The organism is Diaphorobacter sp. LI3 (assembly GCF_022807955.1).
Taxonomy (GTDB): Bacteria; Pseudomonadota; Gammaproteobacteria; order Burkholderiales; family Burkholderiaceae_C; genus Diaphorobacter; species Diaphorobacter nitroreducens.
Map to the genome: position 1 here is coordinate 1,438,558 of NZ_CP094346.1, position 14,223 is coordinate 1,452,780.

General features: G+C 67.6%; 14 protein-coding genes and 1 tRNA gene. 9 read left to right on the forward strand and 6 right to left on the reverse strand.

Annotation, left to right across the window (positions count from 1 at the left end):
• The first annotated feature begins 51 nt into the window (after positions 1–51).
• Positions 52–891, forward strand: coding sequence for a 2-C-methyl-D-erythritol 4-phosphate cytidylyltransferase (gene ispD, locus MRB47_RS06650; protein ID WP_047349483.1), 840 nt, complete (start codon positions 52–54; stop codon positions 889–891).
• Between the two features lie 20 nt (positions 892–911).
• A complete protein-coding gene (gene ispF, locus MRB47_RS06655; RefSeq protein WP_252102262.1) occupies positions 912–1,391 on the forward strand; it encodes a 2-C-methyl-D-erythritol 2,4-cyclodiphosphate synthase in 480 nt (159 codons plus the stop codon).
• Positions 1,392–1,463: 72 nt separating this feature from the next.
• On the opposite strand, the gene MRB47_RS06660 is transcribed toward ispF, so the two are convergent.
• Together MRB47_RS06660 and ompR are read right to left on the reverse strand one after the other, a co-directional pair.
• A complete protein-coding gene (locus MRB47_RS06660) occupies positions 1,464–2,972 on the reverse strand; it encodes an ATP-binding protein (protein ID WP_252102263.1) in 1,509 nt (502 codons plus the stop codon).
• Between the two features lie 83 nt (positions 2,973–3,055).
• Positions 3,056–3,787 carry a two-component system response regulator OmpR gene (gene ompR, locus MRB47_RS06665; RefSeq protein ID WP_011806277.1) on the reverse strand — a complete coding sequence of 244 codons (732 nt, stop codon included), beginning with the start codon at positions 3,785–3,787 and terminating at the stop codon, positions 3,056–3,058.
• Positions 3,788–4,007: 220 nt separating this feature from the next.
• Here ompR and MRB47_RS06670 point away from each other — a divergent pair, with 220 nt between their 5' ends.
• On the forward strand, positions 4,008–4,721 hold the full coding sequence (locus MRB47_RS06670) for an SIMPL domain-containing protein (protein ID WP_252102264.1): 714 nt from the start codon (positions 4,008–4,010) through the stop codon (positions 4,719–4,721).
• A gap of 79 nt (positions 4,722–4,800) precedes the next feature.
• Here MRB47_RS06670 and MRB47_RS06675 read toward each other — a convergent pair whose 3' ends face one another.
• A complete protein-coding gene (locus MRB47_RS06675; protein ID WP_252102265.1) occupies positions 4,801–5,583 on the reverse strand; it encodes a 3-hydroxybutyrate dehydrogenase in 783 nt (260 codons plus the stop codon).
• Positions 5,584–5,652: 69 nt separating this feature from the next.
• On the opposite strand from MRB47_RS06675, the gene MRB47_RS06680 reads away from it, so the two are divergent.
• The 5 genes from MRB47_RS06680 (at position 5,653) to rimO (ending at position 11,153) form a co-directional block, all read left to right on the forward strand.
• The gene (locus tag MRB47_RS06680; RefSeq protein ID WP_252102266.1) at positions 5,653–6,588 is read left to right on the forward strand and encodes an alpha/beta fold hydrolase; all 936 of its coding nucleotides are present in this window, start codon (positions 5,653–5,655) and stop codon (positions 6,586–6,588) included.
• 26 nt (positions 6,589–6,614) lie between these two features.
• Positions 6,615–8,828, forward strand: a complete 2,214-nt coding sequence (locus MRB47_RS06685; RefSeq protein WP_228403809.1) for a RelA/SpoT family protein — start codon at positions 6,615–6,617, stop codon at positions 8,826–8,828.
• Between the two features lie 60 nt (positions 8,829–8,888).
• Positions 8,889–8,965, forward strand: a tRNA-Val gene (locus MRB47_RS06690).
• Between the two features lie 199 nt (positions 8,966–9,164).
• A complete protein-coding gene (gene phaR / locus MRB47_RS06695) occupies positions 9,165–9,734 on the forward strand; it encodes a polyhydroxyalkanoate synthesis repressor PhaR (protein WP_252102267.1) in 570 nt (189 codons plus the stop codon).
• 27 nt (positions 9,735–9,761) lie between these two features.
• Positions 9,762–11,153 carry a 30S ribosomal protein S12 methylthiotransferase RimO gene (rimO, locus tag MRB47_RS06700; RefSeq protein ID WP_015913872.1) on the forward strand — a complete coding sequence of 464 codons (1,392 nt, stop codon included), beginning with the start codon at positions 9,762–9,764 and terminating at the stop codon, positions 11,151–11,153.
• A 95-nt stretch (positions 11,154–11,248) separates the two neighbouring features.
• Here rimO and MRB47_RS06705 read toward each other — a convergent pair whose 3' ends face one another.
• The 3 genes from MRB47_RS06705 to MRB47_RS06715 form a co-directional block, all read right to left on the reverse strand.
• Complete coding sequence (locus MRB47_RS06705) at positions 11,249–11,608, reverse strand: FKBP-type peptidyl-prolyl cis-trans isomerase (RefSeq protein ID WP_011806270.1); 360 nt, start codon at positions 11,606–11,608, stop codon at positions 11,249–11,251.
• 128 nt (positions 11,609–11,736) lie between these two features.
• Complete coding sequence (locus tag MRB47_RS06710; protein WP_011806269.1) at positions 11,737–12,042, reverse strand: winged helix-turn-helix transcriptional regulator; 306 nt, start codon at positions 12,040–12,042, stop codon at positions 11,737–11,739.
• A 174-nt stretch (positions 12,043–12,216) separates the two neighbouring features.
• A complete protein-coding gene (locus MRB47_RS06715) occupies positions 12,217–13,119 on the reverse strand; it encodes a LysR family transcriptional regulator (RefSeq protein WP_252102268.1) in 903 nt (300 codons plus the stop codon).
• Between the two features lie 111 nt (positions 13,120–13,230).
• Here MRB47_RS06715 and MRB47_RS06720 point away from each other — a divergent pair, with 111 nt between their 5' ends.
• Positions 13,231–14,202, forward strand: a complete 972-nt coding sequence (locus tag MRB47_RS06720; protein ID WP_252102269.1) for a hydroxymethylglutaryl-CoA lyase — start codon at positions 13,231–13,233, stop codon at positions 14,200–14,202.
• Positions 14,203–14,223 lie beyond the last annotated feature (21 nt).

Consider the following 14,223-nt stretch of genomic DNA (forward strand, 5'->3'; position numbering starts at 1 on the left):
TGTGCGCCAGGAGGCTCAAGACGACGATCGGGGATTTTAGAATGCCCGCCCATGACCGACCTGCTGCCGCCCACCACCCCTGCTCGCCCTGTGGCCGGGCGCTTCTGGGGGCTGGTGCCCTGCGCCGGCACCGGCACGCGCGCCGTGCGCAGAGGCGGGCAGGACGGCCCCCCCGTGCTGCCCAAGCAGTACCACACGGTGGCCGGCCATCCGATGGTGCTGCACACGCTGGCGGCCTTTGCGGGCGTGGCGCGCCTGGCGGGCACGCTGGTGGCCGTGGCCGCGGGCGACACCTTCTTCGACGGTCACCCCCACCCGGCCTTCTTTGCCGTGCCCTGCGGCGGGCCCACGCGCGCCGACACGGTGCTGGGCGGCCTGAAGGCCCTGCAATCGCGCGGCGCGCAGGATGAGGACTGGGCGCTGGTGCACGATGCGGCGCGCTGCCTGGTGACGGCGCAGCAGATCGATGCGCTCATCGACGCCTGCCAGCACGACAGCGTGGGTGGGCTGCTGGCGCACAAGCTCGCGGACACGCTCAAGGTGGCGAGCGACGGCCCCGGCGGCGTGCGCGTGGCCGCCACCGTGGACCGCAGCGACAAATGGCTGGCGCAGACGCCGCAGATGTTCCGCATCGGTGCGCTGCGCCATGCGCTGGAGCGGGTGGGCGCCACCGCCACCGACGAGGCCAGTGCCATGGAGGCCATGGGCCTGCGCCCGCGCCTGGTGCCTGGCGGCGCGCAGAACTTCAAGGTGACCTACCCCGAGGACTTCGCGCTGGCCGAGGCCGTGCTGGCCCAGCGCATGCACGGCGCCACGCTGGAGCGCTTTGGCGGCGAACGCGGCGCCGCGGCGAGTGATCCGGTCAAGACTTTCTTTTCTTCCAAGGCATGAGGGCGGCGGACGCAATGGGCATGAATTTCAGAATCGGCGAAGGGTGGGACGTGCATGCGCTGGTGCCCGGGCGGCGCCTGGTCATCGGCGGGGTGGAGATCCCGCACACCATGGGCTTGCTGGGCCATTCCGATGCCGATGTGCTGCTGCATGCCATCACCGATGCGCTGCTGGGCGCTGCGGCGCTGGGCGACATCGGCAGCCACTTCCCCGACACCGACGCGCGCTTCAAGGGCGCGGATTCGGTGGCGCTGCTGGAGGAGGCGGCGCGCCGCGTGGGCGACACGGGATACGCCATCGGCAACATTGACAGCACAGTCGTTGCGCAGGCACCGCGCCTGGCGACGCACATCCCCGCCATGCGCGAGCGCATTGCCGCCGCGCTGGGCCTGGTGCTGGACCAAGTGAACGTGAAGGCCAAGACCGCCGAGCGCCTGGGCCCGGCGGGGCAGGGCCTGTCCATCGAGGCGCGCGCCGCCGTGTTGCTATTCAAAAAATAGCTGCTTGCGCTGGAAGAGTGCCGGTTTTCGGCAGAAAACGCTGTAAATCAGCCACGCAGCAAGCGCTGGCTGCTATCGATTTTGCTGGGGTGACGGCACCCCGCTGCGCGGTGGCAGGTGGCGCTTGATCTGCGGGCGCTGCAGGCGCTGCTGGGGGTCCTGGCCCTGCCGTAGATTCATCGCGCGCTGCAACTGGATGTGGGCGACCAGCCCGCCCGAGCCCGAGTTGGCCAGCGCGAAGATGCCCCCCATGCGCTGCACGGTCTTGTCCACGATCGACAGGCCCAGGCCTGCGCCAGCCGCGGCGGTGCGCGCGGAGTCGCCGCGAAAGAACGGCTTGGTGAGGTTGGCCAGTTGCTCCGGTGGCGCGCCGGGTCCGTGGTCGCGCAGCTTCACCAGCACCCACTTCTCGCGCGCCTTGGCGGCGATGTCCACGGTGGTGATGCCGGTTTCGCGGTTCTTGCCGTAGCGGCGGGCGTTCTCCAGCAGGTTGGAGATCACGCGCGCCAACTCCACCTCGTCGGCCATCACGATCAGGTCCTCGGGCACGTTCATCGAGATCTGCAACTCGCGGTGGTCCTGCACCGCGTACACGCAGGACGACACCACGCCATGCAGGTTGACGGGGCTCAGGGCCACCGTGGTGTCGGGCCGCGCATAGTCCAGGAACTTGTCGATGGTGGCGTCCAGCTGCACGATGTCGGCCACCATGTGCTCGCGCGCCACGTCGTCGGTGACGCTCATCTCGGTTTCCAGGCGCAGCCGCGCCAGCGGCGTGCGCAGGTCGTGCGAGATGCCGGCCAGCATCACCGCGCGGTCCTGCTCCAGCTTGGCGAGCTTTTGCGCCATGCGGTTGAAGCCGATGTTGACCTCGCGGATCTCGCTGGTCACGGCCTCTTCGTCCAGGCGGCTGTTGGCAAAGTCGCCGTCGCGCACGCGGTTGGCCGCGTCGCTGAGCTGCTTGAGCGGGCGGTTGATCAGCCGCGCGATGACGGCGGCACCCGCCAGCGACAGCGCGCCCGCGGTGATCAACCAGATCATCCAGGTCTTGCCGCCAGCGGCGCTCAGGCGCGAACGGTCCATCAGCATCCAGTTCGGGTCGCCATTGATGGTGAAGCCCACCCACAGCCCCGTCTCGCCATTCACGCTGGCGGCCACGATGGTGCCGGGCCCCAGGCGCTGGGTGAGTTCTTCGGTCAGGCGCGAGCCGAGCGGGGAGGGCGAGAGCAGCTCGAACTTGTCACCCGGCTCGCGCGGCAGGATGCGCACGCCCTCCTGGTCGGCCATGGTCTTGAGCAGCGACACGCGCGCGATGGCGTCGGAGTGGATGAGCGCCGCGCGGCTCAGGTTGACCAGCGATGCAATCTGCTGCGCCGTCTGCAGGGCGCGGGGCTCGAACTCCAGCGCGCGCAGCGTCTGCAGCCACGCCATGATGCTGCCGATCAGCAGCACGGCCAGCAGGAAGAAGGTGCGCCAGAAGAGGTTCAGCCCCACACGTGCACGCTGGGCCCGCCGGCTGGCGGACGTTTCCAGCGGCGCGGGGCTGGTGGCATCGGAAGGCGCGTCGTGGGTGGCGCTCATGTCAAGGTGGCGTGCAAGCGGTCATGCAGGGCACGGCGTGCCGGTGGAGTGGGGCCGCCGTTCCTTTCGCAGGGATGCCCTGGTCAGTTCGTGCCGTCCGGCACGAACACGTAGCCCACGCCCCACACGGTCTGGATGTAGCGCGGCGCGGCGGCGTCCACCTCGACCAGCTTGCGCAGGCGCGAGATCTGCACGTCCAGGCTGCGGTCGAACGGCTCGAACTCGCGCCCGCGCGCCAGCAGCGCGAGCTTTTCGCGCGACAGCGGCTGGCGCGGGTGGCGCACCAGGGCTTTCAGCATGGCGAATTCGCCCGTGGTCAGCGGCAGTTCCTCGCCGTTCTTTTGCAGCGCGCGCGTGCCCAGGTCGAAGGTGAAGGGGCCGAAGGTCACCACTTCGTTGTCGCCCGACGGTGCGCCCGGGGCCTCCTGCGGCGGGCGGCGGCGCAGCACGGCGTGGATGCGGGCCAGCAGTTCGCGCGGGTTGAAGGGCTTGCCCAGGTAGTCGTCGGCGCCCACTTCCAGGCCCACGATGCGGTCCACATCCTCGCCCTTGGCGGTCAGCATGATGATGGGCGTGCGGTCATTGGCCGCGCGCAGGCGCCGGCAGATCGACAGGCCGTCTTCCCCCGGCATCATCAGGTCCAGCACGATCAGGTCCACGGTCTCGCGCAGCAGGATGCGGTTGAGGGCCTTGCCATCTTCCGCGACCATAACTTCAAAGCCTTCCTGGGTGAGGTAGCGGCGCAGCAGGTCGCGGATGCGCGCATCGTCATCCACCACGAGAACTTTGTCGGTACGGTTGGTTGTTGAAGCCATGCTTTCTTTCCCAGTCCAATTTGTAACAGAGCCGATTCTGACCAGCTTGCGAACGGAAAGTCCGGTTTTACCCCGGGGTCTGACCAACTGTTACAGGTTTTGCGACGCCTCGCAACGACATTACCCGGCATTCATGCCAGCGCTGCGCTGACGCGGTTAGCGTCGGTCCTGGGGCATGCTGCACATGCCTGTACAACGTCAACCCAAGAAAAGGAACACCATGCAAAGAACTATAAAAACAATAGCTGCTTGCGCACTGATGGCGGGCGCTGTGGCCGCTTACGCTCAGAATCCTTCGGCGCCGCCGCAGAACGTGCTGCAGCTCTCCGCATCGGGCACGGTGCAGGTGCAGCAGGACTTGCTGATGCTGACGCTGGCCGCCACCAAGGAAGCCGCGGACGCCGCAGGCGTGCAAACGCAACTCAAACAGGCGCTGGACGCCGCGCTGGCCGAAGCCCGCCGCGCCGCCCAGCCGCAGCAGATGGACGTGCGCACGGGGGCCTTCGGCATGTACCCGCGCTATGGCAAGGACGGCAAGATCACCGGCTGGCAGGGCCGCGCCGAGCTGGTGCTGGAAGGGCGCGACTTCCCGCGCATCACGGCCACGGCGGGCAAGATCCAGAGCATGTCCATCAGCCAGATCGCATTCGACCTGTCGCGCGAGGCGCGGGCCAAGGTGGAGACCGAGGCCCAGGCACAGGCCATCGAGGCCTTCAAGGCACGCGCCTCCGAACTGGCGCGGGGCTTTGGTTTTGGCGGCTACACGCTGCGCGAGGTGGCGGTGAACAGCAATGAGATGTCGCCCGGCCCGCGCCCACGCATGATGGCCATGGAGGCCAAGGCGGCATCCTATGCGTCCGACGCTCCCGTGCCTGTGGAGGCCGGCAAGGCCCAGGTGGTGGTGACGGTGGCTGGCTCGGTACAGCTCAAGTGACCCCAGCGGTCGCTATCAGCCATTTTGGCCTGCAGCGCCCGCCAGTCGGGCGTTGCAAGCTACTTTATTAATAGCGGGCTTACTGCGCCACCCAGCCGCCGTCCATATTCCATGCCACGCCGCGCACGTTGTTGGCGGCGGCCGAGCAGAAGAACACGGCCAGTTCACCCAGCTCCTCGGGTGTGGTGAACTGCATGGAGGGCTCCTTCTCGCCCAGCAGCACTTTCTTGGCTTCTTCGTTGGAGATGCCCAGCGCGGCGGCCTTGGCGTCCACCTGCTTTTGCACCAGCGGCGTGAGCACCCAGCCGGGGCAGATCGCGTTGCAGGTCACGCCCGTCGGGGCGGTCTCCAGCGCCGTCACCTTGGTCAGGCCCACGATTCCGTGCTTGGCCGCCACGTAGGCCGACTTCTGCGCCGAGCCCACCATGCCGTGCACCGACGCCACATTGATGATGCGGCCCCAGTCATTGGCCAGCATGCCGGGCAGCGCCAGGCGCGTGGTGTGGAAGGCGCTGGTCAAGTTGATGGCGATGATGGCGTCCCACTTTTCCACGGGGAAGTCCTGCACGCTGGCCACGTGCTGGATGCCGGCGTTGTTGACCAGGATGTCCACGCGGCCGAACTGGGATGCGGCGTACTTGAGCATGTCCTCGATCTCCGCGGGGCGGCTCATGTCCGCGCCGTGGTAGGCCACGCGGGCGCCTGCGGCCTCGCCGACGGCCAGCACCTCGGCGCGCGGACCGTCCACGTCGCCAAAGCCGTTGAGCACGATGTTCGCCCCCTGGCGCGCGAGCGCCTTGGCGATGCCCAGGCCGATGCCGCTGGTGGAGCCGGTGACGAGGGCGGTTTTGCCGTTCAGCATGAGAGTCTCTCCGAATGAATTAGGATGCAGCGCAGGCATTATCGAGCGCTGCATGACGGTACCGTTTCCATGATTCAACCTACGCTGAAATACGTACCGTGCCCCGGCCCCGCGGCCGCCGGCCACCCGGAACAAGGCCGTCGCATGGCCTACTGGGAGTGGAACGAGACGGGCGACGCGGCCCATCCCCATGTGATCATCTGCGTCCACGGGCTGGCACGCCAGGGGCGGGACTTCGACACCCTGGCACGCGCGCTGGCCCGCCATGCGCGCGTGGTCTGCCCCGATGTCGTGGGGCGCGGACGCAGCGATTGGCTGGCCGATCCGATGCAATACCAATTGCCGCTGTACGCGGCCGACATGCTGGCCTTGCTGGCGCAACTGCACGCGCAAGGCCCCATCGCCACCCTGGATTGGGTGGGCACGAGCATGGGCGGGCTCATCGGCATGGGCCTGTGCGGCCAGACGGGGGTGTTGCCGGTACCCGTGCGGCGCCTGGTGCTCAACGATGTGGGGCCGCGGGTGGAGTGGCAGGCGCTCGCGCGCATCGGCCAGTACCTGGGCCAGCCCGCGCATTTCGCGACGCTGCAGCAGGCGGCCGACGCGCTGTGGGCGGTGTCGCGCAGCTTCGGGCCGCACACACCTGCGCAGTGGCTGGAGCTGTCTCGCGCCATGGTGCGCGAGACGCCCCAAGGGGGCTTGGCCCTGCACTACGACCCGGCGATCGCCGTGCCCTTTCGCGCTCTTACGCCGGAGGCCGCGCTGGCGGGTGAGCAGCAGCTATGGCAGCTGTACGACCAGATCCCGGCCCAGGTGCTGCTGCTGCGCGGCGCGGACTCGGACCTGCTGTCCAGCGCCACGGCGCGCGAGATGACCGCGCGCGGCCCGCGTGCGCGGCTGGTGGAGTTCGCCGGCGTGGGCCACGCGCCGACGCTGGTGCAGCCGGACCAGGTGGCCGTGGTCGCGCAGTTCCTGCTGGAGCGGCAGGAGGAGTTGACAGCATGAAGAGCAGTTCCATCGGCCATCTGCCCATGGGGCAGGGCGCGGCCGCCGGGCCCCGACCCGAGGCGGTGCCGCAGCTCATCGCAGCCACCGCGCAGGCGGGGCCGGAGCATGCCGACGCCCTGGTGCGCGCCCGCGCCTTTGCCGAGCCGCTCTTGATCGGCGAAACGTTGGAAACCGGAGAGAACACCCTCGTCCATGCCGATGCGGTGTCCGCCATCCTCAAGCACCTGGGCGGCTCGGAAACCATGCAGGCGGCGGCCTATCTGGTGTATGCCTGCTCGCACCTGAACAAGCCCGAGGAAGTGATCACCAAGGCCTTCGGCAGCAATTTCGCCGCGCTGGCGCTGGAGACCACCAAGCTCATGCGCGTGCAACTGCAGGCGCGCGAGGCGCAGGTGACGGGCCAGCAGGTGGACGATGCGGCCACGCAGACCGAGAACGTGCGCAAGATGCTGCTGGCCTTCTCGCGCGACCTGCGCGTGGTGATGCTGCGCCTGGCGTCCCGCCTGCAGACGCTGCGCTTTTACGCCGCAGCCAAGCGCCCGGTATCGCCGGCCATCGCGCGCGAGGCGCTGCAGGTGTTCGCGCCGCTGGCCAACCGCCTGGGCATCTGGCAGATGAAGTGGGAGCTGGAAGACCTGGCCTTCCGCTTCCTGGAGCCCGAGACCTACAAGGAAGTGGCCCGCCTGCTCGACGAGAAGCGCGTGGAGCGCGAGCTGTACATGGAGCAGGTGCGCAGCCGTCTCGAATCCGAGCTGCGCGCGCGCAGCATCAGTGCCAGCGTGCAGGGCCGGCCCAAGCACATCTACAGCATCGTCAAGAAGATGCGCGGCAAGTCGCTGAACTTCGACCAGGTGTTCGACATCCGTGCGCTGCGTGTGGTGGTGCCGAGCGTCAAGGACTGCTATGCCGCTTTGAGCTGGGTGCACAGCCAGTTCAAGCCCATCGAGGCGGAGTTCGACGACTACATCGCCCGCCCCAAGCCCAACGGCTACCAGTCGCTGCACACCGTGGTGCGCGACGAGGCGGGCAAAGCCATCGAGATCCAGATCCGCACCCAGGCCATGCACGACCATGCCGAGCATGGCGTGGCCGCGCACTGGGCCTACAAGGAGGCGGGCACCAAGGGCTACGCCGGCGTGTCGGCCAGCAGCGAGTACGACGCCAAGATCGCCGTACTGCGCCAGCTGCTGGCGTGGGAGCGCGACCTGGTGGGTTCCGCCAGCCGCAGCGGGTTGTTCGAAGACCGCATTTATGTGCTGACCCCGGACGCGGCCGTGGTGGAACTGCCCCAGGGCGCCACGCCCGTGGACTTCGCCTATGCCGTGCACACCAGCGTCGGCCACCGCTGCCGGGGTGCGCGTGTCGACGGCAACATGGTTCCGCTGAACACGCCGCTGCAAAACGGCCAGACGGTGGAGATCACCACCGTGAAGGAAGGGCGTCCTTCGCGCGACTGGCTCAACCCGGAACTGGGCTACCTCACCAGCAACCGCGCGAAGGCCAAGGTGCGCGCGTGGTTCAACGCACAGGCCACCCATGCCACGGTGGCGCGCGGCCGCGAGCTGGTGGAAAAGCTGCTGCAGCGCGAGGGCAAGACGGCCCTCAAGCTTGACGACCTGGCGGTGCAGCTGGGCTTCAAGTCGGCCGAGGCCTTGTTCGAAGTGGTGGGCAAGGACGAATTCTCGCTGCGCAGCATCGAGACCCTGTTGCGCCCACCCGAGCCGGCGGTCGATGAGCCTGACGTGCTGCTCAAGAAGGCGCGCACACCCGACGGCGCGCCCAAGGGTGGCGTGCTGGTGGTGGGCGTGGATTCCCTCATGACGCAGTTGGCCAAGTGCTGCAAGCCCGCGCCGCCCGATGAGATCCGTGGTTTCGTCACGCGCGGCAAGGGCGTGAGCGTGCACCGCGCCGATTGCAGCAACTTCCGCGAGATGGCGGCGCGCAATGCGGAGCGCGTGATCGACGTGGAGTGGGGAAAGTCGCAGCGCGCCGCCGGAGAAGCCGCCGTCTACCCCGTGGACGTGGCGGTGGAAGCCTCGGACCGCCAGGGCCTGCTGCGCGACATCTCGGAAGTGTTCGCGCGCGAGAAGACCAACGTCATCGGCGTGCAAACACAGTCCGTCAAGGGAACGGCATGGATGACCTTCACCGTGGAGGTGTCCGATGCGGGGCGGCTCAACAAGGTGCTGGGTATCGTGGCCGCGGTGCAGGGGGTGCGGTCGGCGCGCCGGCGATGACGGCCGCCAGGGCCGAGGCGGCATTTTTTGCTGCTATACTCCCGCTTCTCGAACAAACACAGGCGCGTAGCTCAGCTGGTTAGAGCACCACCTTGACATGGTGGGGGTCGTTGGTTCGAGTCCAATCGCGCCTACCATTTCTCTCTGCGGAAGCCACCCAGACTTCAGCATGCAAGGAGAGAAATTCTGTACAAAACGCCGCTCGACAGAGCGGCTTTTTTGTTTCCGGATCCCCCGCATTCAGCCTGGAGCAGGCGGTCGTGCAAGCCATCAGGGTATTCCTGCGCGCTGCGCGGGTGCGGCCTGCCTAGAATCTGCTGCACTGCAATACAAGCCATGACTGGCCATGTACCCGAGGAGCCGCCTGTGCCAGACAAGAACCCAGCACCTGACCCAAAAACCGCCCAGCGCGTGATCAAGAAGTACCCCAACCGCCGGCTGTACGACACGTCCACCTCCACCTATGTCACGCTGGCCGAGGTCAAGCAGCTGGTGATGCAGGGCGAATCCGTCGTGGTGCGCGACGCCAAGACCAGCGAAGACCTCACGCGCAGCATCCTGCTGCAGATCATCCTGGAGGAGGAGGCAGGCGGCGCGCCGATGTTCAGCGAGGCGGCGCTGGCCAACATCATCCGCTTCTATGGCCATGCCATGCAGGGCTTCATGGGTGCGTACCTGGAAAAGAACGTGCAGATGTTCACCGAGATCCAGTCCAAGCTGGCCGAGCAGTCGCAAGGCCTCACGCCCGAGATGTGGACGCAATTCATGAATCTGCAGTCGCCCATGATGAAGGGGCTGATGGGCAACTACGTGGAGCAGTCGCAGAACATGTTCCTGCAGATGCAGGACCAGATGCAGAAGCAGACCGAGCAGATGCTGGGCGCGTTTGGCCTCAAAAAGCGCTGAGCCCGGCAGAACTGGGAAAATGCGGGGATGAGCCAAGCACTCTCCCCCGCCAAGACCCCCAAGATCGGGTTCGTCAGCCTCGGCTGCCCCAAGAACCTCACCGACTCCGAACTCCTCCTCACGCAACTCAGCGCCGAGGGCTACGAAACCTCCAAGACCTTCGAGGGCGCAGACCTCGTCATCGTCAACACCTGCGGCTTCATCGATGAAGCCGTGAAGGAAAGTCTGGACACCATTGGCGAAGCCTTGGCCGAGAACGGCAAGGTGATCGTTACCGGCTGCCTGGGCGCGCGCGCCGGCGAGACGGGCGGCAACCTCGTGAAAGAGGTGCACCCCAGCGTGCTGGCCGTGACCGGGCCGCATGCGGCGCAGGAAGTGATGGAGGTCGTGCATACCCACTGCCCCAAGCCGCACGACCCCTTCCTTGACCTGGTGCCGGGCAGCTTCGGCGAGGCGGGCATCAAGCTCACGCCGCGCCACTATGCCTACCTGAAGATCAGCGAGGGCTGCAACCACCGCTGCACCTTCTGCATCATCCCCTCGATGCGCGGCGACCTGGTGTCCCGCCCGGTGGGCGATGTGCTCAAGGAAGCCAAGGCGCTGTTCGAGGGCGGGGTGAAGGAACTGCTGGTCATCAGCCAGGACACATCGGCCTATGGCGTGGACGTGAAGTACCGCACGGGCTTCTGGGACGGCAAGCCCGTCAAGACGCGCACGCTGGAGTTGGTGCAGACGCTGGGCGAGATGGCCGCCACCTACGGCGCGTGGGTGCGCCTGCACTATGTCTACCCCTACCCGAGCGTGGATGACATCATTCCGCTGATGGCGCAGGGCTTGGTGCTGCCGTACCTGGATGTGCCCTTCCAGCACAGCCACCCCGACGTGCTCAAGCGCATGAAGCGCCCCGCCAGCGGCGAGAAGAATCTGGAGCGCATCCTGCGCTGGCGCGAGGCCTGCCCGGAGATCGTGATCCGCAGCACCTTCATCGCGGGCTTCCCCGGCGAGACGGAAGAAGAGTTCCAGCACCTGCTGGACTTCGTGCGCGAGGCGCAGATCGACCGTGCGGGCTGCTTTGCCTACAGCGACGTGGAGGGCGCCGCCGCCAACGAGCTGCCGGGCATGCTGCCCATGGAACTGCGCGAGGAGCGCCGTGCGCGCTTCATGGCGGTGGCGGAGGAAGTCTCCACCGCCAAGCTGCAGCGCCGCGTGGGCCAGACCATGCAGGTGCTGGTGGACCAGGCCGTGGGCCTGGGCAAGAAGGGCGGCGTGGGCCGCAGCTACGCCGATGCGCCCGAGATCGACGGCGTGGTGCACCTGCTGCCGCCCGAGAAATTCAGCAAGACCTACAAGGTGGGCGACTTCGTGAAGGCGCGCATCGTGGGAACGCAGGGGCATGACCTGGTGGGCGTGCCGGTGTAATCAACGGCGGCCATACAGCGCCCACAAAAAAGGGAACGTGCGAACCACGTTCCCTTTTTTTTCCGGGCGCCCCGCCAGCGGGGCGCGGAGTTCCGTCAGACGCCGACGGCCAGCAGCTCCACGTCGAACTTCAGCGTGGCGTTGGGCGGGATCACGCCGCCGGCGCCGCGTGCGCCGTAGCCCAGGGCTGCCGGGATGATCAGTGTGCGCTGGCCGCCGATCTGCATGCCTTGCACGCCCTCGTCCCAGCCCTTGATGACCATGCCCGCGCCCAGGGGAAACTCGAACGGGTCGTTGCGGTCGCGGCTGGAATCGAATTTGGCGCCTTGCTGGCCGTCGTTGTAGAGCCAGCCGGTGTAGTGCACGCGCACCGACTGGCCGCGCGTGGCCTGCGCGCCGGTGCCGACGACGGTGTCTTCATACTGCAGGCCGGAGGCGGTGGTGGTGAATGCCATGGTGAACGGTTCCTTGATTTGATTCAAAAAAGATAGCTGTTAGCGCTTATCCAATAAGCGCTAGGGGCCAAAAAGACCAAAACCCGCACACGGCGGGCTGGTGGGGGCCTAAGGGCTTGCGGGGCGCTTTACTTCTTCACGCGCGCGGCGGACCAGCGGGTGGCAAAAGCCTGCACATCGGACAGGCGCTTGAGCAGATCCTGGCCTACGGGGGTGACGGTGTAGCCGTCGCTGCCGTGGTCCAGCAGCCCGCACTCGCGCAGTTCCTTGATGCGGGTGTTGAGCGTGTTGGGCGTGATGCCGCCGACGCTGTCTTGCAGCAGGCGGAACGTCTGCGGATGGCCGTCGCGCAGGGCCCACAGCACGCGCAGCGCATAACGGCATTCGAGTTTCTCGAACAGCTGGTTGACGGCGGCGTTTTCCTTGGAGCTCATGAACGCTTCTCCTTGCGCATAGGGTGGTGGGGTGCCGCGCCGCGCAGGGGCGGAGCGGCGGTGGTTGCAAAAAACGATAGCAATATAGCCTGGAAATGTACCTGCTACAAGTTTAGTAGCTCGTTGCGTCCGGCTGACATGTGCAAACCCTGAAAAATGGGGTAGCCATGCGGCTCACTCCGGCGCCCTGCGCACGAGGTGCTCCACCAGCAGCCGGGCGGCGGGTGACAGGCCCTCCTCGCTGCGAAAGCAGATGGCAAAGCGCCGCCGTGCCCAGCCGTCGGCCAGCGGAATCACGCGCACGCCGGTGGCGGCGGCAAACGGTTCGGCCACTTCGCGTGGGATCACGCTGATGGCCAGGTTGGCGCGCACCACGCGCAGCGCAGCGTCGAAGTTGGACACCTGCACGCGGTGTGCCAGCATCTTGCCCTCCACGGCCGCGGCGCGCGCCAGCAGCACCTGTACGGCGCTCAGCGCCGGCATGCTGACGAACTCATGCCCCAGCACGTCGGCAAAGCGCACGCGCGCTGACTGGGCCACGGGGTGATCGGGGTGGGCGACGATGGCCAGATGGTCGTGGCGGTAGCTGCGGGTCTGCAGCCCCTGCAGGTCCGCCGCGTCCCAGCAGATGCCCACGGTGGCGCTGCCCTCGCGGACGCCGCGCACGACCTCGGGGCTCACGCGCTCCTCCATGCTCACCTGGATGTCGCGGTGCGCGGGGTCCTGCAGGAACGCTGCTACGTCGTCGGCTAGCGACTCGGCCATGACCGACGCGGTGACCAGCATGCGCACCTGCCCACGAATGCCGGTGTTGAACGCGGCCATGTCGCGCTCGATGCGCCCCACGCTGGCCAGCATCTCGCGCGCATGCTCCAGCAGCGCCTCACCCGCCGGGGTGGGCGCCACGCCATGCCGGCGGCGCACCAGCAGGCGCGCGCCCACGGTGTCTTCCAGTTGCGTCAGCCGCTTGCTTACGGCCGAGCCCACGATGGCCTCCTGCTGCGCGGCACGCGCAATGTTGCGGTGCTCGCACACGGCGACGAACAGCTTGAGCGAGAGCAGGTCGGGCAGACGCATGAGAATTTCCGTTTGGGAACGCTTGGGGTTCCTAAATTGAGGTTTCGTAGTGTGCTGGAATTTTTAAAATCCACAACGGCACTGACGCACATCAACCCTCCAGGCAATTCCATGGCTTCGCTACCCACCCTCTGCGACCCGCGCCCCGGCCACGCCACCGTGCGCGAGGTGGGCCTGCGCGATGGCCTGCAGAGCATCGCCACCACGCTGCCGACAGCACACAAGATCGCGTGGCTGGACGCCGCCTACGCCGCAGGCCAGCGCGAGATCGAGGTGGGCTCCTTCGTACCCGCGCGCCTGCTGCCGCAACTGGCCGACACCGCCGAGGTGCTCGCGCATGCGCTCACGCTGCCGGGGTTGGTGGCCTCGGTGCTGGTGCCCAACCTCAAGGGGGCCGAGCGCGCCATCGATGCGGGTGCGCACTGGATGATCGTGCCGCTGTCGGCCAGCCATGCGCACAGCCTCGCCAACCTGCGCAAGACGCCCGACGAGGTGGTGGCGGAGGTGGCCCGCATCCGCGCCACCCGCGATGCAGCGGGCAGCGTGACGCGCATCGAGGGCGGCGTGGGCACGGCCTTCGGCTGCACGCTCCAGGGCGACGTGGCCGAGGACGAGGTGCTGCGCCTGCTGCAGGCGCTGCTGGATGCCGGCGCCGACCGCGTGAGCCTGGCCGACACCGTGGGCTATGCCGATCCGGCCGGCGTGCAGCGCCTCTTCGAGAAAGCGCGCGCGCTGGTGGGCGACCGCCTGGCCGCCGCGCATTTCCATGACACGCGCGGCATGGGGCTGGCCAACTGCTACGCCGCCTGGCAGGCGGGCATCACCCGCTTCGACGCCTGCCTGGCCGGCATTGGCGGCTGCCCGCATGCGCCCGGCGCCAGCGGTAACGTGACCACCGAAGACCTGGCCTTCATGCTGGAGCGCATGGGACTGTCCACGGGACTCGACGTGGCCGCGCTGCTCGCGCTGCGCCAGCGCGTGCAGGGCTGGCTCGTGGGCGAGACGCTGCATGGCACGCTGTGGCAGGCCGGTCTGCCGCGCCACGCGGACGCTTCTGTTTCAACCCTGGCGCAGCCTGCCTGAGCGGGCGCGCCTGTTTTTAGC

Bases quoted from the DNA above. Each gene is read 5' to 3' on its own strand.
- ispD (WP_047349483.1), top strand. From the start codon at position 52: ATGACCGACCTGCTGCCGCCCACCACCCCTGCTCGCCCTGTGGCCGGG.
- ispF (WP_252102262.1), top strand. From the start codon at position 912: ATGAATTTCAGAATCGGCGAAGGGTGGGACGTGCATGCGCTGGTGCCC.
- MRB47_RS06660 (WP_252102263.1), bottom strand. From the start codon at position 2,972: ATGAGCGCCACCCACGACGCGCCTTCCGATGCCACCAGCCCCGCGCCG.
- ompR (WP_011806277.1), bottom strand. From the start codon at position 3,787: ATGGCTTCAACAACCAACCGTACCGACAAAGTTCTCGTGGTGGATGAC.
- MRB47_RS06670 (WP_252102264.1), top strand. From the start codon at position 4,008: ATGCAAAGAACTATAAAAACAATAGCTGCTTGCGCACTGATGGCGGGC.
- MRB47_RS06675 (WP_252102265.1), bottom strand. From the start codon at position 5,583: ATGCTGAACGGCAAAACCGCCCTCGTCACCGGCTCCACCAGCGGCATC.
- MRB47_RS06680 (WP_252102266.1), top strand. From the start codon at position 5,653: ATGATTCAACCTACGCTGAAATACGTACCGTGCCCCGGCCCCGCGGCC.
- MRB47_RS06685 (WP_228403809.1), top strand. From the start codon at position 6,615: ATGGGGCAGGGCGCGGCCGCCGGGCCCCGACCCGAGGCGGTGCCGCAG.
- phaR (WP_252102267.1), top strand. From the start codon at position 9,165: ATGACTGGCCATGTACCCGAGGAGCCGCCTGTGCCAGACAAGAACCCA.
- rimO (WP_015913872.1), top strand. From the start codon at position 9,762: ATGAGCCAAGCACTCTCCCCCGCCAAGACCCCCAAGATCGGGTTCGTC.
- MRB47_RS06705 (WP_011806270.1), bottom strand. From the start codon at position 11,608: ATGGCATTCACCACCACCGCCTCCGGCCTGCAGTATGAAGACACCGTC.
- MRB47_RS06710 (WP_011806269.1), bottom strand. From the start codon at position 12,042: ATGAGCTCCAAGGAAAACGCCGCCGTCAACCAGCTGTTCGAGAAACTC.
- MRB47_RS06715 (WP_252102268.1), bottom strand. From the start codon at position 13,119: ATGCGTCTGCCCGACCTGCTCTCGCTCAAGCTGTTCGTCGCCGTGTGC.
- MRB47_RS06720 (WP_252102269.1), top strand. From the start codon at position 13,231: ATGGCTTCGCTACCCACCCTCTGCGACCCGCGCCCCGGCCACGCCACC.